At 68.9% G+C, this 16,413-nt stretch carries 13 protein-coding genes and 3 pseudogenes; 14 read left to right on the top strand and 2 right to left on the bottom strand.

What is annotated here, in order from left to right; all coding sequences use genetic code 11:
• Positions 1 to 15: 15 nt before the first annotated feature.
• The 5 genes from AB0G20_RS27700 to AB0G20_RS27680 all read left to right on the top strand — a co-directional run bounded on the left by AB0G20_RS27700 (position 16) and on the right by AB0G20_RS27680 (position 7,025).
• On the top strand, positions 16 to 1,383 hold the full coding sequence (locus AB0G20_RS27700; protein ID WP_361306914.1) for an MFS transporter: 1,368 nt from the start codon (positions 16 to 18) through the stop codon (positions 1,381 to 1,383).
• Entirely contained in the window at positions 1,380 to 2,657 is a 1,278-nt protein-coding gene (locus tag AB0G20_RS27695) for an ATP-grasp domain-containing protein (protein WP_361306912.1), read from the top strand. The genes AB0G20_RS27700 and AB0G20_RS27695 overlap by 4 nt, the downstream gene beginning before the upstream one ends.
• Position 2,658: 1 nt before the next feature.
• Positions 2,659 to 3,729, top strand: coding sequence for an alpha-hydroxy acid oxidase (locus AB0G20_RS27690; protein WP_361306910.1), 1,071 nt, complete (start codon positions 2,659 to 2,661; stop codon positions 3,727 to 3,729).
• Positions 3,730 to 5,277: 1,548 nt separating this feature from the next.
• The gene (locus AB0G20_RS27685; RefSeq protein WP_361306908.1) at positions 5,278 to 5,850 is read left to right on the top strand and encodes a hypothetical protein; all 573 of its coding nucleotides are present in this window, start codon (positions 5,278 to 5,280) and stop codon (positions 5,848 to 5,850) included.
• Positions 5,851 to 6,482: 632 nt separating this feature from the next.
• Complete coding sequence (locus AB0G20_RS27680; RefSeq protein ID WP_361306906.1) at positions 6,483 to 7,025, top strand: M23 family metallopeptidase; 543 nt, start codon at positions 6,483 to 6,485, stop codon at positions 7,023 to 7,025.
• 25 nt (positions 7,026 to 7,050) lie between these two features.
• Here the strand turns inward: AB0G20_RS27680 and AB0G20_RS27675 are convergent, their stop codons facing one another.
• On the bottom strand, positions 7,051 to 7,713 hold the full coding sequence (locus tag AB0G20_RS27675; RefSeq protein WP_361306904.1) for a response regulator transcription factor: 663 nt from the start codon (positions 7,711 to 7,713) through the stop codon (positions 7,051 to 7,053).
• A 199-nt stretch (positions 7,714 to 7,912) separates the two neighbouring features.
• Here AB0G20_RS27675 and AB0G20_RS27670 point away from each other — a divergent pair, with 199 nt between their 5' ends.
• The 3 genes from AB0G20_RS27670 to AB0G20_RS27660 all read left to right on the top strand — a co-directional run bounded on the left by AB0G20_RS27670 (position 7,913) and on the right by AB0G20_RS27660 (position 10,857).
• Entirely contained in the window at positions 7,913 to 8,929 is a 1,017-nt protein-coding gene (locus tag AB0G20_RS27670) for a hypothetical protein (protein WP_361306902.1), read from the top strand.
• A 16-nt stretch (positions 8,930 to 8,945) separates the two neighbouring features.
• Complete coding sequence (locus AB0G20_RS27665; RefSeq protein WP_361306900.1) at positions 8,946 to 9,935, top strand: histidine kinase; 990 nt, start codon at positions 8,946 to 8,948, stop codon at positions 9,933 to 9,935.
• 151 nt (positions 9,936 to 10,086) lie between these two features.
• Complete coding sequence (locus AB0G20_RS27660) at positions 10,087 to 10,857, top strand: glycoside hydrolase family 25 protein (RefSeq protein WP_361306898.1); 771 nt, start codon at positions 10,087 to 10,089, stop codon at positions 10,855 to 10,857.
• A gap of 121 nt (positions 10,858 to 10,978) precedes the next feature.
• Here AB0G20_RS27660 and AB0G20_RS27655 read toward each other — a convergent pair.
• Positions 10,979 to 11,077 (bottom strand): annotated as a pseudogene (locus tag AB0G20_RS27655) (IS5/IS1182 family transposase); the annotation flags it as partial.
• A gap of 176 nt (positions 11,078 to 11,253) precedes the next feature.
• Between AB0G20_RS27655 and AB0G20_RS27650 the strand changes: the two are divergent.
• The 6 genes and pseudogenes from AB0G20_RS27650 (at position 11,254) to AB0G20_RS27625 (ending at position 16,039) form a co-directional block, all read left to right on the top strand.
• Positions 11,254 to 11,769, top strand: a complete 516-nt coding sequence (locus AB0G20_RS27650; RefSeq protein ID WP_361306896.1) for a hypothetical protein — start codon at positions 11,254 to 11,256, stop codon at positions 11,767 to 11,769.
• A gap of 40 nt (positions 11,770 to 11,809) precedes the next feature.
• Positions 11,810 to 11,935, top strand: a pseudogene (locus AB0G20_RS27645) (IS630 family transposase); the annotation flags it as partial.
• 229 nt (positions 11,936 to 12,164) lie between these two features.
• The gene (locus AB0G20_RS27640) at positions 12,165 to 12,623 is read left to right on the top strand and encodes a maleylpyruvate isomerase N-terminal domain-containing protein (protein ID WP_361306894.1); all 459 of its coding nucleotides are present in this window, start codon (positions 12,165 to 12,167) and stop codon (positions 12,621 to 12,623) included.
• Positions 12,624 to 13,225: 602 nt separating this feature from the next.
• A complete protein-coding gene (locus AB0G20_RS27635) occupies positions 13,226 to 14,848 on the top strand; it encodes a hypothetical protein (RefSeq protein ID WP_361306892.1) in 1,623 nt (540 codons plus the stop codon).
• Positions 14,849 to 14,872: 24 nt separating this feature from the next.
• Positions 14,873 to 15,459: pseudogene (locus AB0G20_RS27630) on the top strand (HNH endonuclease family protein).
• Positions 15,460 to 15,796: 337 nt separating this feature from the next.
• Positions 15,797 to 16,039, top strand: a complete 243-nt coding sequence (locus AB0G20_RS27625; RefSeq protein ID WP_361306890.1) for a hypothetical protein — start codon at positions 15,797 to 15,799, stop codon at positions 16,037 to 16,039.
• The last annotated feature ends 374 nt before the right edge of the window (positions 16,040 to 16,413 follow it).

The raw sequence follows: 16,413 nt of genomic DNA, 5'->3' as shown, positions 1-16,413 counted from the left end.
GGGGGAGAGGTGCCCATGACCGGGGGACCTGAGGAGCACAGGCGCGCGACCCGACGAGCCGCGCGTCTGCTGCTGTCCATCCTGCCCAGGACACCGGCCGGGCGCCGGCTGGCGGCGGGCGCCGCCGTCGACTCGGTGGGCTCGGGTATGTTCCTGGCCGCATCCACCCTGTACTTCGTCACGGTGGTGGGCCTGCCCGCCGCCCGGGTCGGCCTGGTGCTGTCGGTGGCCGCCGTGGCCGGGTTGCTCAGTCCGATGCCGCTCGGCCGGCTGGCCGACCGCATCGGTCCGACGCGGGTGTACGTGGCGCTGCTGGCCCTTCGCGGACTCGGGTACGCCGGCTTCGCCCTGGTCGAGAGCTTCTGGTCGTACGCGGTGCTGACCTGTCTGCTCACTGCGCTGGACCGGGGCTGCTCACCGTTGCAGCAGGTCGTCGTGGGCATCATCGAGGGGAGCGAGAACCAGACGCGGACGATGGCGTCCATCCGCTCGGTGCGCAACATCGGCCTGACGGCGGGCTTCCTGCTGGCGGGTGCCGTCCTCGCGATCGAGGAGCGGGCAGCCTTCGTGGCATTGTTCCTGGGCAACGCGCTGACCTTCTGGGTCATCGCCGCCGTGGTGGAGCAGTTGCGCCGCCGGACGGCCGCCTCCGCTCCCCAGGCCGTGTCCACCGCCCCCGCATCGAGGGAGTCGCCCGGACCGAGCAGCGACGAGCCGGCCCCCGCAGCGGTGCGCACTCCCTTCCGGGATCTGCGGTTCCTGCTCTTCACTCTCTCCAACGGCGTGCTGTCGCTGCACGATTCGGTGCTGTTCGTCCTACTGCCCCTGTGGCTGACCACGGCCACCGACGCACCCTCCTCGGCGGTCTCGGTACTGCTGGCCGTCAACACCGCGCTGACCGTGCTGCTCCAGGTGTACGTGGCCCGGTTCGCGGAGACCACCGCCGGGGCGCTACGCCTCGTGCCGATGGCCCTCGTTCCGCTGCTGGTCTCGTGTGCAGCATTCGCAGGCGCCGAACACATGCCGGTGTGGCCGGCAGCGGCATGTGCCGTCATCGCAGTGGTACTGCTGACGGTGGGGGAGAACCTGCACTCGGTCGCCGTGTGGAACCTGTCGTACGAACTGTCACCGGCCCCGGCCCGTGCCCGCTACCTCGGCGCGTTCAGCCTGGGCATGACCGGGCAGCATATCGTGGGCCCCGCGCTGATGACGGGTGTGCTCCTGCCCCTGGGCACCGCGGGCTGGGGCGTGCTCGCCGTGGTGTACGTCCTGGCGGCCGCAGTCCTGAGGGTCACCGGCGCACCCCGCACCGCCCCGGCCGAGCCTGTGTCCGCCAAGGCCTCAACTCCTGCATCCAGTTCTCCCACCGAGGTGGCCTCATGACCGAACACGTGCTCATCGTCGGCGGCGGCCGCGAGATCCCCGGCCTGATCCGGGAGGTGGGTGGTCCCGGGACCGCCACGACGATTCTTTGCAGGATGGATCTCGTCCCCAAGATCCGCAAGCCAGGGCAGCACGACCGGGTGCTGGCGCTGCGCAGCGACGCCCCCGACGAGGAGTGGATCGCCCTGGCCGCAGCCGTGCACGCACGGCACCCCTTCACCCGCGTGGGTACCTTCGGCGAGCGGGACCAGGACCGCGCCGCGGCGGTCGCCGCTGCGCTGGGCCTGCCCAGCCACTCGCCGCAGACCATCGCCTGGGTACACGACAAGGACGCCATGCGACGACGGCTGGCGGAGGTGGGCGTGGACGACACCCCGGGCGGACGGGTCGCCGACGTGGCGGAGCTGCGGGCGTTCCTGACCGAGCACGGCACGCCGTGCGTGGTCAAGCCCGTCCAGGGGGCCGGCAGCTTCGGTGTCTCCGTCTTGCGTTCCGTCGAGGAGGCAGAGGCGGCCTTCGCACGCGCCGCGCGCGACTTCGGCCTCATCCCGGACGCGGGCGTGCTGGTGGAGCGCTTCCACGAGGGCCCTCAGTTCAGCGTGGAGGCCTTCTCCGAGGACGGAGAACACGAGATCCTCGCCGTGACGCGGAAGTTCTCCGACCCCGTGGGCTTCGTCGAACTCGGCCACGTGGTGCCCGCCGATCTCTCCGCCGAGCAGACCGACGCCGTGCACACCTACGTGCGGCGGCTGCTGGACACCCTCGACATCGCGAACGGCGTCACCCACACCGAGGTGGTGCTGACGGAGGCCGGGCCGCGGGTCATCGAAACCCATGTCCGGCTCGCGGGCGACGAGATCCCGTACCTGGTGCAGGACGTTACCGGCGTGGATCTGGTGGACTGCGTGGTGCGCCAGACGTTGGGCCGGCCGGTGCTCCCGGACATCCGCAGGACCCTGGCGGACCCGTCGGTGGACCGCAGTCCGGAGGCGATCTGGTTCGCGGTGCCGCGGGCACGCGGCACGCTCACCCGCATCGACGGTCTGGACGAGGTCGCCGCCCGGCCAGGTGTGGTGGCCGCCGAGGCCTTGCTGGGCGTCGGCGACGCGCTCGGGGACCTGGACAGCTCGGAGTCGCGCGCGGCCTTCGTCCGGGCGCGCGGAGCGGACGCAGGTGAGGCCGTGGCCCGGGCCCGGCAGGCCGCGGCGGCGCTTGGGTTCGCGGTCACGGTGTCCGGCGACGACGCGGCCGGCGACGCGCAGGACTGGGTCTGAGATGGCAGTGCCCGAGGCGCGACCCGGACCGGAGGATCTCGGCATCCGTGCGACGCGGGACCTGGCGGTGCGAGCGCGGGCCGTTCTGCCGGCCGCCGCGTACGGGTTCTACGCCGCAGGATCCGACGAGGAGATCAGCGCCGGCGAGGCTGAAGCCGCCTGGCGCGGCCGGAGGCTGCTGCCCCGGGTGCTGCGCGACGTCTCGTCCATCGACACGGGCGTGGAATTGCTGGGCACCCGGCTCACATCGCCTGTGCTCGCGGGGCCGACGGCCTTCCACCGCATGGCGCACGACGAGGGTGAGACGGCCACGGCTGCGGGCGTCGCCGCAGCCGGTTCACTGCTCGTGCTCTCCTCCCGCGCGACCCGTCACCCGGAGGAGGTCGCCGAGGCGGCCGGACCCTGGTGGTACCAGGTGTACTGGCTGCGGGACGCAGAGGTGACCCGCCGTCAGGTGGAATGCGCCGTTGCGGCCGGGGCCCGTGCGCTGGTATTGACAGTGGACGCCCCGTACGTACCGCCCCGGGCGACGTCGGGGCTTCCGCTGCCGCTCCCCGACGACGACGAACTGTGTCGGTCGGTGGGTGTGGGGACCCGGCTGCCCGGCTGGGAGCAGGACCCGTCGCTAGGACTGGACGCCATCGAGCGGCTGCACCGGATGTCGGGCCTGCCGGTGTTGGTCAAGGGCGTGCTGCGGCCCGACGACGCGAAGGCGTGCGTAGCCGCGGGAGCGGCTGGGGTGATCGTCTCCAACCACGGCGGCCGGCAGCTGGACCGTGCCGTGACCTCTGCCGACGCGCTGCCCGCGGTCGCGGCGGCGGTGGGCGCCGACGTACCGGTGTTGGTCGACGGGGGTGTGCGCACCGGCACCGACGTCCTCGTGGCTCTGGCCCTGGGCGCACGGGCCGTGCTCCTGGGACGCCCGGTGGTGTGGGCCCTGGCACTCGGCGGTGCCGCAGGGGTGACCGCCCTGCTGGACTCGTATCGCACGCAGTTGTCGACAGCCATGGCCCTGGGGGGTTGCAGGCGCCCGGCGGACATCGATGCGGACCTGCTCCACAGCGGATCCTGAAGCGGCCGGGCCGCCCAGGCCCGGACGAACTGCCTGTCCGCGCCTGCAGACACGATGAGCATCGGATACTCCTGCCAGGTACGCCCGGGTACGCCCGGGGCATCACCGCGCCCGGCGGCTTGCTGGTGGGCATGGCGAAGACCCCCGTCAGGAGCTCGGGCAGACGGTCGAGGCGCTCGCGGCCAAGACCGACGTCAAGGTTCGTGCCTTGGACTAGGCGGCCGAGGTCAAGCAGCAGGCCACCGGCAAGGTGGACGAGCTGAAGCACAGGCCGTCACCAAGGCAGGGGACCTGAAGTGCAAAAGCGGCCAACCGCGCATGCCGGGGGCCAGGACAACCTGCCCAATCCGGTCCGGGCCAAGGCATCTCAGGCCTCCACTGGCGCGGGACAACCGCACCCTGGCGGGCCTGACATTGAGTTATGCGCTCACCGGCAGAAGGTTCGGCAGGAGGGCCAAGAGGCGGAGCTGCGCGCAGAGGAACTGGCGAGGCTCCAACGCGAGCGGGAGCAGGAGGAGCGACAACGCAGGCGAGAACGGGAGCAGGAGGAGCGACGACGCCAGCTGGAACGGATCGAACAGCAACAGCGGGAAAGTCGCCAGGCATCCATGATCAATGTGGAAGTCAGGCGCCAAGCCTCCCCGCTGGATGCCAACTGGATCGTTCCTAAAGCCGTGATTCAGAATCGGTCAAACCGGACGATCGCGGACTTGCGTGTGTCCTATCGCGGCAGCGTTGTCGGCACGTTGCCACTGCTCGGTAGCGCCAGTATGGAAGCCTTCACACTGCCCGACTCGGTACTCAGGAGCGACGGGTACCTGCTTCGTCTCACCGTCGACTTCACAGACGTCGCAGGCATCCGCTGGCGTACCGACGTGGACGGTGCCCTACGGAGCGCCGAGCACGGCGTGAGCGGCTCGGAGGTCTGGGGCCCCAGGATTGTACCCCCGATATCAGGGAAGTCGTGCTGGAAGGCCCATATTCTGGGACTTCGCGGTCTCCTGCATCCTCGCATGAGGGGCCCTCGGCGGGTACCGAAGTGCCCGTAAGCCGGCGCGCCTGGTTCCTCACGCCAGCCGTGGTGCTGGTTTCCTTGCTGCTCATCGCAGGAGGCGTTTGGTGGCTCATTAACCACTAACACCCGACCGACTGGGCCCCGTCCGACGCCCCAGACTGGCATACGCTCCTGGAGGTGGGCCACGATCGCAGCCCTGGCACCTTCGCAATCACCGATGTCCCTGGCTGAGGTGGACTGGGCATCCGGCCCCGGGGGCTGGATGCGTGACCTCAGCCGTGGAAGTTGATGTATCCGTTGCTGTCGGGGTCGTCGTTGCGGTTGGTGTAGGAGCTGCGTCGCCCGGAACTCGTCATCTGACGCACCGTTCGCCGCCGATCCCCGGCGCGGCCCCTCAACGGCTCGACGCTGAGAGGTGAGCCTTCACCGACGCTGTTGGCCAGGAGGAAGGGCAGGCAGAGGGCCGATAGGCCGGGGCGATGGATGTCGGAAACGGGCTACGTGGAGGGCGGGTGAGGCGCGAAGATGCTGCCGTGAGTGTCTCGGGGGAGCTGTTGCAGGCGTTGGTGGCTGTGCTGGCCGCTGCGGCGGCGTACGCGGCCGGTCGTGCGCAGGCGAGCGGCGCGAGACGCGGCCCGGTGGACGCGGTACGGCGACAGCATCAACGCGACGCCTACGCGGCGTTTCTGAAAGCTGCCCGGCAGTACGAGCGAGCGACACGGTTCGAGGACCTGGCGCGCGCTGCTAAGGCCGACAACAACGGCCTGGAGCTCGACCGGCAGGCCCTGCTTCGCGAAGTTGTGCGCCGTCGCGCGGCGATCTCCCTCGAACCCATAGCCGAGACGCTGCCCGTCGTGCAGTTGGAAGGCCCCAAGACGCTCGCGGTGTACGCGCAGGAAGCTGCGGACGCAGCGGAAAGACTGGCGCAGTTCGCTCGGACGCTGCTGCCGGCCTTCGCCTTCGGAGACGTTCAAAAGCAGTTTGAGCAGGGCACCGCCGACCTCAATGCCCGGATCACCCACTTCACGGTCGAAGCTCGTACCTTCCTCGACGACTCGGCGCGACGGCGCACTCGACGGTTCGTGCTGCCGGGCCCCCATCAGTGACTGCCGATGGGAGCCGCGTGGACGGGTGAAATCCCCATCAAACGGGTGACCGAGCGGCCCCAGAACGCGCTCGTCGTACGGGGCGGCGGCATTGGGCACGACTCGTCCATCGGGGCACCGCCGGAGCCGGCGCCGCCCTGGACGGCTGCTCGTCGTCTGGGACGTCAGCCGTGCCGGCAACCTCACGACCCGGTGCTCGCCCGGGACGACGACACCAGCTGCTCCTACGCCTAACTCCCTCCTCCAAGCCCCGTCGCACCACTGCGCCGCGTCTTCGCCCGCCCCGGTGACGTCGCCGACGTGGCCGACGGGCTAGTGCGCCACTGGCGCACGCCCGACGGGGAGTACGGCTCCTGAACTGGGCACCTTCGGCCTACAACCGGAGCACCCCCGCGTCGGCGGGGAGGACGCGACGCTGGATCCGCGGGTGTAGGTGACCAGCGGAACAGCCGCGCACCCGTGCGTCAGGTACGACAGCGCGACTGGACGTGTGCCGGCGGGGTGCTGGTCGTGTACACGTTCGGGAATGCAGCACCGGGACCTGTTGGGGCACCAGTCCCAGGTGCCTGGGACGGCGGGCACGGCACCGTGTGCGGCGAACGAACCACCCGCTTCTGCGACTGGAGGTCGCCATGCCCACGCTCTACAAGCCCTTCCGAGGCAGCTATGGAATTGTCCGTGGTTTCACCGGACAGAACTATCGAACCCAACACACGGGAGTCGACTACCGCACCCCGAGGCACACGCCCGTCCTCGCGGCTGCTGCCGGAGTCGTGGTGAAGTCGGTGGATCTGACGGTGTCATACGGGCGGTACGTCATCATCGCCCACTCCGGCGGCGTGTTCACCCTTTACGCCCATCTGGACAAGCGGCAGGCCCGTGTGGGCGACCGGGTCGCGGCGGGACAGCAGATCGGGCTGTCCGGCAGTACGGGGAAATCCTCTGGTCCTCACCTGCACTTCGAGGTGCGGAAGGGGCGCAACAGCTCGGGGGCCACGGTAAATCCGGTGCCGCTGCTGAAGGGGAATCCGCCGGTGGCGACGGGGGTGACTAAGGATCTCGAGGAAGGTGAAACCACCGCGACCGTAGGGGGCGAGGCCGCCGATGAGCCGGACACGCGGGAAGTCGCCGGACCCGGCGAGGTTGTCGGGTCCGACGAGGCGCCGAATCAGTAGAGGACCGCCTCTGTCCTTCGATCCCTCAGGCGTCGCTGTCTTCGCCCAGGCCCGCGGTGCGGGCCCGGGCCACTGCCTCTGCCCGCGATGTGACCTGCATCTTGTCGAGGATGCGCGAGACGTGGTTGCGGACGGTCTTCTCGGACAGTCCCAGTTGCTGGGCGATCCGGTGGTTGGCCTTCCCCCGCGCTACGTGGTCGAGGATTTCCCGCTCGCGTGCCGTCAGTTGCGGGAACACCTCGGGATTTCTGGACGTGCCCGTACCGCGGAGCAGTTGCGTGACTCGTGGTGCGACACCGGCACAGAAGACCGCTCCGCCGGCTGCCGCGGTGCGCACGGCGTGCAGCACCTCCTCGCGTCCGGTGCCCTTGACGAGATATCCCCGGGCACCGGCGCGGACCGCGGCCAGCAGGTGGTCATCGTCCGTCGACATGGTGAGCACCAACACTGCCACCGCCGGAGCTTCGTCTGCGAGGCGCCGCGTTGCCTCGATACCCGACGCTCCGGGCGTGCCCAATTCCAAGTCCATCAGAACGACATCTGCGGCAGTGGCGAGCGTGGTGCTGATTGCGGTGTCGAGGTCTGCCGCCTCGCCGACGACAGTGATGTCACTGGAACTTTCCAGCGCGGCGCGCAGGCCGAAGCGGAAGAGCGGGTGGTCGTCGACGAGTACCACGTTGATGGACATTCGGTCACTCTAGGTGAGTGATCGTCCTGGCTGCGCCGCGCCTTCACTCCATCAGGTGGTCGGTGGACATCCTGGCGGAGTACAACACCTGCGCCCCTAGCCTGGCGCCGTGCTCACACAGCAAGGGTCTGCCCCCCAACCGTCCGACGGGGGCGCCCCGCCCTGTCCGTCGAAGCGTCACCCCGGGAAAGCGCCGGTCATGGCGGCGGTCCTCGTCATGGGCTGTACCGCCGTGGCGATCGCCTCGGCAGTGGTGGCCGTTGCCGAGCGCAGCCTGGATCTGTACACCAACGTCGGCTCCTGGACAGCGCGTGCCTTTGTCATGAGCCTGTGCTTCGCGGCTGCCGCTGCGGTCGTTCTGCAGGCCGGAGGGCGACGTGGCCTGGGCCGCGTCCTGACGATTGCCGCAGTGGGGCTCAGCGCGTACGGGATGGGTGGGGTGCTCTTCTACGCCGCGAAGAACGGCGGGTGGCATCTGCATCCCCCGCTTTTGAGCCTCCTCAGAGGCATGGCCAACTTCACGGTGTACGGCTGCCTCGCGGTGCTGCCGCTATGGTTTCCTCACGGCCGCCTGGAGCATCGGTACTGGCGGCGGACCGTCATCACGATGGCCGTCGCATTCACCCTCCACCTGGCCCCCATCCTCTGGTACGGCAGGGGCGTCACGAACGTGGCCTGGACGGCCGATGCGACCGCCAAGGAGCACGCCTGGTGGGAATGCTACGGGTACGTCATGATCTGGATGCCCCGTCTCGTGGCGGTCGCCGTGCTCATCGACCTGCTCCGGCGGCAACGGGCGGCCACAGGCCTGCTGCGCCGTCAACTGACAGCGATGGCAGTCGGGTTCGCGGTGTACTGGGCTGTGCAGATCCTCTATCAGCTGCTGGAAAGAAGCTCGGGGCGCCACCTCGCCGAGTGGCTGCTGTATGCACTTAACGCTCCCGCAGCGCTCTCCCTGGCACTGATCACGATCGCCACCGTATACCGCGAGGACCTCACGACCTTCGACCGGTTCCTGCGCCGCTCCCTGATCGGCGTGGGCCTGATCGTCGGCCTCAGCTCCGCCTACTACGGCATGTTCCTCGGCCTCTCCCAGCTTCTGACGCTGCCAGCAGACCTCAGCGCCGCGATCGCCTCCGCACTCAGCGTGCTGGCCCTGCGCCCCGCCGCCGGTCTGCTCTGGAGAGCCGGCGAACCTGCTGCTCTACGGCCGTAGGGCGAAACCGTATGAGATGCTGCGCGCCCTGGCCGACAGCCTCAGCCACCGCATCCCCGCCGACGACGTACCGGCCGCCTTGTGCGGCACGGTCGTCAAACGCCTGGGCCTGCCGGCCGCCGCCCTCACGGCGCGTACCAGGTCCGGGGATCAGGTACTGGCACGGGCGGGGGCAGCAGACCACCCGAGCGCCGTCAACGTACACCTGGACCTCTTGGACCGGGGCGAGCAGGTTGGCGTCCTCAGCGTCCAGCTCCGTCCCGGACAGCGCACCCTGGACGCCAACGACTGCGCAGCGCTGGGCGTGGTCACAGACCAGCTCGGTCCCGTCGTCTCCGCCATCGGGCTCCGGGAGGAACTACGGATCAGCCGTGAGCGAGTGGTCTCGGCCAGCGAGGAGGAACGGCGCAGACTCCGCCGCGATCTGCACGATGGACTCGGCCCGACTCTGGCCGGCATGCGCCTTCAACTCGACGCCGCAGCCATCGCTTTGGCCCCCACCTCCCGCCCCCGTGCCCTCATCGAATCCGCCAGCAGCGAAGCCGCCCGCAGTCTGGACGAAGTGCGCCGGATCATCGACGACCTGCGCCCACCGGCACTCGACGACCGGGGACTTGCCGGCGCCCTGACCTCGCTCGCGGCCCGGTTCGACACCGGCTCCCTCACCACGGCTGTCATCGTCCCGGCCACGCTGCCCGAACTGCCCGCAGCCAGCGAGACCGCGGCCTACCGCATCGCTGCCGAAGCGCTGACGAACGTTGCCCGGCACTCGGGGGCGACCCTCGCCCGCCTCGTCCTCGCCGTCGACCACGAGCAGGACCGGCTCGTGCTGGAGATCACCGACGACGGCAGCGGCCTGCCCCAGCACCCACGCCGCGAAGGAGTCGGACTGGCCTCGATGGCCGAGCGGGCCGAAGTGATCGGCGGCCGCTGCGCAATCTCCGCACCCGAGGACGGCAGCCCCGGAACCGTGGTGCGGGCACTGCTGCCCCTTCACCTGCAATGACGCACTGACGCACTAACCAGTGCGGGGCCGGTCCGGGACCCGGCCCGGGACCCCACGGGACATTCGCTTCATTCGCCTGGGACAGCGGGCGCACCAAAGTCATCCGCAGAGACACCGCTCACCCTCTCCAGACCCGAAGGAGACCTCAGCTATGCCAAAGACCCGCCTGCTCGTCCGCCTCGCCCTCTCGATGCTGGCAACCACCCTGGCCCTGTCCGCCCCCCTCACCACAGCAACAGCCACCACCGCCGGCCCCGGCGACTACCCCGTACACGGCGTGGACACCTCCGGCCACCAGCACCCGGGCAACAAGCCCATCAACTGGGGGCAAGTCAGCCGCAGCGGCCAGAAGTTCGCGATCGTCAAGGCCACACAAGGCTCACGCAGCGTCAGTCCCTGGTTTGCCCGCGACCTCGCCGGCGCCCGCAGCGTGAAACTGATCCACACGGCCTACCACTACTTCGAGCACGGACAGGGCGGCGCCGCCCAGGCAGAGCACTTCCTCAAAACCGTCCAACAGCAGAACCTCAACGGCACCCGTCCCTACCAACTGCCCCTCGTACTCGACGTAGAGCGCCAAGAGAAGGGAAAGCCCGCCTGCGGCGCCGGCCCCGGCGCCCTGACGTCACGCGTGCTCGACTTCCTCAACACTGTGGAGAAGAAGACCGGCGTCTCACCGACCCTGTACTCCCAGAAGTCCTTCGTGAACCAGTGCATGGGAGGTACCAAGGCGCTCGGTAAGTACCGGGCCTGGCTGGCCCACTACAGCCCCACCCCGCCGCCCCCGCTGCCCGGCGGCACAGGCTGGTCCTTCTGGCAGTACACGGAGAAGGCCACCGTGCCCGGCATCCCAAAGGAGACGGACGCGAACGTGTTCAGGGGCAGCTACGCCGGCCTCAAGCGGCTGGCCAACCTCGGCTGACGCCGCTACCAGCGCTCCCGTAGCCCCAACAGCCGGACGAGTCAGCCTTCGGAGCGGAGGCCAGGACCCGGCGGGCTTCGTTGCGGTTGATGACGCGGCGGCGGTTGCCCGCGGCGCAGGGAAGCTTGCAGCGCCGGTCACCCTCGCGGGTGACGATGAGCATGGTTACCCACTCGACCAGGGCGTGAGGAAGGTCGAGTGGGGCAGGAGAGGAAACCAACAGGGCTCCTGTGCCAATGAGGTGAGACATCGAACACCTCCTTCAACGGCACGGGGGCCTTGTGCGTTGGGGCCACCGATCCCGTCACCCGATCAGTGGTCCCGCTGAAAGAGCTCAGTGAGTAACAGCTTGGACTCGTGGCCCCTAGTCGGCCTGGGCACCGGCATGCTCGGGTCATGGGCAGACGCGACGGGGTGCGGAGTGGAACGGCCGGAGGGTGTCTGTTCAACGGTTGTCTGGCTGTGCTCGTGCTGCTTCTTGTGTGCATCATCGGACTGGGGGCCTGGGTAGCCACGGCGGATGACCGCGCTGACAGCCAGGCCCGCGCCGATATGCGGAGTGGCGCTGAGACGCGGCAGGAAAGGCTCGTCGGGGCGGCGGCCGACGGTGTGCTGGACGACAGCGAGATCGCTCGGGTCTTCCCGCGGGGAAAGCCAGCTCAGGGCCTGGTCAGGATCGAGCGGCACGGGCCTGACGTCATGGTGACGGCAGAACTGCTGGGCGTCGGGCCGGGGGCCTTTCTCACCAGCGAGACACTTGTGACGGGGTGCTTCACCTTCAGCATCACACCGGACGGGCGCGGCCATCGGAGGCCTGAGGTCACCATCAAGGAATTGGCCGTAGAAGACGAACCACAGTCCGTGTGTACGACGGCAGGAGTGCCGTCTCCCAGCGTCTTCCCCAGCCACTGAATTTGGATCGGTGGTGACGTCGGATCCGATCGCTGGAGGTGTGGCGGCCGAGCCTGGGAGGGCGCGCAGTCTGACCGATCAGGAAGGGCAGAAGCTGGAGTAGATCGTGCGCCGGGGAAGTACCAACTCGGTGCGCTACCGGCGGGCGATGATGTTGCTGGCGTCACTACCTGCGCTGGCGCAACGCTCACGCCCGCCACCCCCGACGCCTCGCCGCACAACGCCGAGAGCGTGCCCGCATCCGCAGCGAGAAGTGCATCCGCTGGGGCGGACGTGCCAGATGCCCGGCGGCGTGAAGGATCGACGTCCGGCACTGCCCGCTCCCACAACACGGACCGCGAGGAGCTCTGCATGGACCATCAGGACGTCGACGCCGCCGTGGCAGAGATGCTGCGGTGCTTGGGCCCCGTACCGCCGAGGACTGGACGGTGCCGGCAGGGCCGCTCGAATGGACTTGCTGGCAAACAGCACCCCACATCGGCCACGACCTGCTGGCCTACGCAGGGCCGTTGGCAGCACAGCCCACCGACGCCTACCTTCCCATCGACCTGGACGTTCGCCCCACTGCCTCGCCGGCCGAAGTACTCCAGGCCGTCACCGCCTGCGGCGGACTGCTCAGCAGCGCCCTGGCCACAGCCAATCCGACCCTGAGGGCCTGGCACTGGGGTCCGTGCGACTCCGAAGGGTTCGCGGCGATGGGCGTCGCCGAAACTCTGCTGCACACCTACGACATCACGCAGGGACTGTCCGTGGACTGGCTGCCACCAGCACCGCTGAGCGCAGCAGTACTCAACCGGCTCTTCCTCCGGAGTTGGAACAGTCCTTCCGCCTGGACAAGAGGGCCCTGGGCCTGACGCGGGCGAAACGCTGTCCGGCGACGAGGTGTTCGGATGCTCGGCACCTTCCTGACCGAGGACCCGCCGGCGGTCCCGGCTGCCGTGGTGCGGCTGGTGACAGGGGTCCTACCAGCACCCGCTATCGCAAGTCCGTGTGGTGATTGGCGGAAGTGGATGTTCCCGCTCGGGCGCAGGGTTATGGTGCCGGGTTGTCGTCTGGGCGCCGACGACGCGCGTACCGTGCCCGCACCTTGCGAGCCAGCACGAAGGAGGCGGCCAGGGCCAGACCCGACAGGAAGTTCCCGGCGAACTCGAATGCGAACTCATACACAGCACACCGCCGCGGGGCGAATGTGTCCGAACGAATGCGGTGGGTGACTGCTGTTGGCCATGCTGGTCTCCTTCTGCAGCGGGTGGCGCCGTTCCGGGCGGAAGCCGGGGCGGTGCACCCACCGTCGGGGACCAAAAAATCTTGCTCAAGAGGAAAGAAGCGCAGACCAGGGGTGAAATAAAGCCCTTGGTGGGGGTCGGGGGGAAAGAACTTGGCGAGGCAGGACACCAACGGCCGACCAGAGGAAGGCCGACCGCAGGGTCGTCCGCGCAAGGAGCTTCCGGAGGCGATGGAACCGAAGAAACGGGCCTTCGTCGCAGTGCTCCGGGTGGTCGTCTTCGATCGGATGAAAGAACTGGGCTTCACCTATGCCGCGATGATCAAGAGGCTGGGGTACAGCGAGACGAAGCTCAGCAGGATTGCCAACGGCCTGCAGCTACCCGATTGCGCGGAGCTGTTCGCGCTGCTGGATCTGGTCGACGAGAAGGCCCCTGGGCAGCCGCTGACCGAAACAGTCCGCGAACACGTGTGGGGTCTGTATCTGCGTGCTGTGGAAGTCACCCGGCCAGGTCTAGCCGAGTACTACCGTTTTAAGAAGGAGGAGGAGGACCTCCGGCGTCGCCAGCACGCCATGGCGGCCGAGCGGGCATCTCGGCCACCGGAGTCTGCGGCCGAAGACGACCTGGACAAGGAGCACCCGGCTGTCCAGCTCCGGGACGAAGCCGCCCGGCTGCATGGGCAGATCGCACGCGCTGGAGTCCCACTTCCTCCGCAGCCCATCGTCACGCCACCCCCCGGTGCCCAGCGCCCCCCAGCTGTCGACGCAATGCTGGACAACACCGCTTGGCTGCTGGACCAGGTTGAGCAGGCGCTGATCCGCCAAATCGCTCGCGCCGAACCCGTAGACGCTGTTCCTGATGAAGAAACCACCTTTACGCCATCTCGGTCCGCGCCCCCTCCGCCCGTGCCTCGGCCTTCCCCTTTTCGGTCCACCGCTGCGTTGCCGTCAGGGGAGAACGCCCGGCGCGCCGGCCACGCAGCCGCCTACCTCCTTTCGTTCGCAGTGGTCCTGTTATGTACCGTCCTGGTTGCCGGATACGTCTTGGACCGTCTGCCCACCGACGACAGTTCGCCCTCACCCACCCGAGGCGCTGACCAGAGCGGCGGTGCCAGCGGTAACACCACCACTACCTCTGACGGCGGATCGTCCCGTAACCCCGGTGGCACGGGAGGCACCGGTGACACTGGCAACGGCACCACCAACCCAGGCACCGGCAATAGCGGATCCACGACCCGCGGCGGCGGGGAGAGCAGCCCGTCCAGACTGCCCGCCCCCACACTCCTGCAGCCAGGGGACGGGGCAGTGCTCACCCACTCCCCGCGGACCACGACGGTCGAATGGGCCGGTGTGACCGGCGCGTCCGAATACCGTGTCGAGGTCGAGTGTCAGCACTGCGTGACCATTGGCGCCTGGTCCCCACAGGCCAACACCACAACCACCGACACCAGCCACAGCTTCCAATGGCCAGCCGACAACGAGGGCCGGTGGCGGATTACCGCCATCGCGGCGGATGGGACCAGCGGAAGCACCAGCCCCTGGCGATATTTCCGCTACGACACCAGCATGCAGGCACCCGTGCAGGTCAGCCCCGCTGACGGCACGGTGTTCGAAACCTTCCCACGGACCACCACGCTTACCTGGGAGTCCGTCAGCGGGACAAGCCGGTACACCGTCGAGGTTGAGTTCTACGACACTGAGTGGCGTCCCTGGATCAAGGACGAGACGGCAAGTACCAGCTACCAGTTCGACTTCGCGGGCGCCCAAAAGGGCCGCTGGCGGGTTACCGGCATCGCCGAGGACGGAAGCTCAGGCCCCAGCAGCAACTGGTGGCATTTCACCTACACCGTGTGATGAATCAAGAGCGTGCCCACCAAGCTGCCGGACCACACGGACGTGCGGGGTCCCGAAGCCGTCGCCGCCCTGCCGACGGGGACGGAGTCCCGGGACGGTTACGACCGGGACGCCTTCCGCCACGGGAACGCCGGCGCCAACCCCTCTGACGGCTGCAACACGCGTGCCGAAGTGTTGATCTCCGAGGCCGTCGAAGCCCCTGCGGTCGGACCCGGCTGCCGTCTGACGGGTGGGAGCTGGTGGTCGTACTACGACCAGGTGTGGGTGACGTCAGCCTCCGGCCTGGACATCGACCACATGGTGCCCGTGGCGGAAAGCTGGGACAGCGGTGCGTCGGCGTGGACGGCGCAGCGCCGCGAGGCGTACGCCAACGACCAGGGTGCGGCCAGCAGTCTGGTCGCGGTCACGGCCCGCTCGAACAGTCCAACGCAGACCAGGATCCCGCCCAGTGGCTGTCGCCTGCCGCCGACGTGCACTGCCGGTACGTCGCCGAGTGGGTCGCAACGAAGCTCCGCTGGAGCCTCACAGCGGATGACGCCGAGGTGGCGGCCCTGCGCGAGGTGGCGGCCGGCTGCCCAGAGCAGACCGTGACGTACGAGTCAGCCGCATAACCGGCCTGGCGGCTGCAGGGGAGGGCCAACGCGATTGCGGAGCTCCCCTCGCTCGGCTGGGATCCAGCTCAGGGCCCGGCCGTGTGAGCGGTGCTGCCCGGGGCGGGCGTCAGCGCACCACAGCGTGCGGGGCGCGGGAGGGGCGCGCGGGGCATGTGATGGTCATATGCACTGCCTCTTCGTGATCCATGCGCTCCTGGCGACAGGGCGTGCCGGGCTGGTCGGGGGGAGGGTTTGGCGTGCACGGGTTCGGGGCTGTCCCCGGCCAGGGGAGGGCGGGGACACTGGTCGAGACGCTCCTCGACGAGGCCCGGAAGTTCACCGAGGGGGACGGGCCATGAAGAGGTTGCGTACCTGGACAGCCCACGACCACAAGCCGAGCCCCGCCTATCCGCCGGGAGTCAGCCCTCTTCCGATACCGGACGGATGGTTCTACATGGGCCTGGCCGGCGAGGTGAAGCCCGGCCAGGTCGTCACCAGGAGGCTGGGGCGCCAGGACGTGGTCCTGTGGCGCACGGACGGACCCATCGGCCGGTACCGGAAATGGCGCAGGCAGTTCTACCCCCAGGACGCCGCATGAGGACGCCCCGGCGAACCGCCCGCCACATACTCGAGGACACCTACGCGCTCGCCTATCCGGCGCTACGCTCGGCGGTCAAGGAATTGAGCACCCCCTGCTCGGCAACGTCCTGTTCAGGCCTTCCTTGATCACCGTGTGTGGTGCTGCGCGGACCGGTTGTCAGTGCCTGCTGTCACCATGGGCGGTCCGGTCATCGAGGGGGAGGCCTGTATGCCTTGGATTCGGGATTACGTGCGCTCTGACGGGACGCCGGTGCGGGGTCATTCGCGGTGGCCTAAGAGGGCATCTGATCTAGGTAGTTGGTGTTCTGGGATGGTTTTGTGACTGGTGCTGTTGGCCGTCGTTGGAAGAGGCGTGAGTGCTCGTCGTCCGTA

The organism is Streptomyces sp. NPDC024017 (assembly GCF_040638895.1).
Classification (GTDB): Bacteria; Actinomycetota; Actinomycetes; order Streptomycetales; family Streptomycetaceae; genus Streptomyces.
The sequence above is the reverse complement of the archived record's forward strand: the minus strand, read 5'-3'. Positions and strand labels throughout refer to the sequence as shown.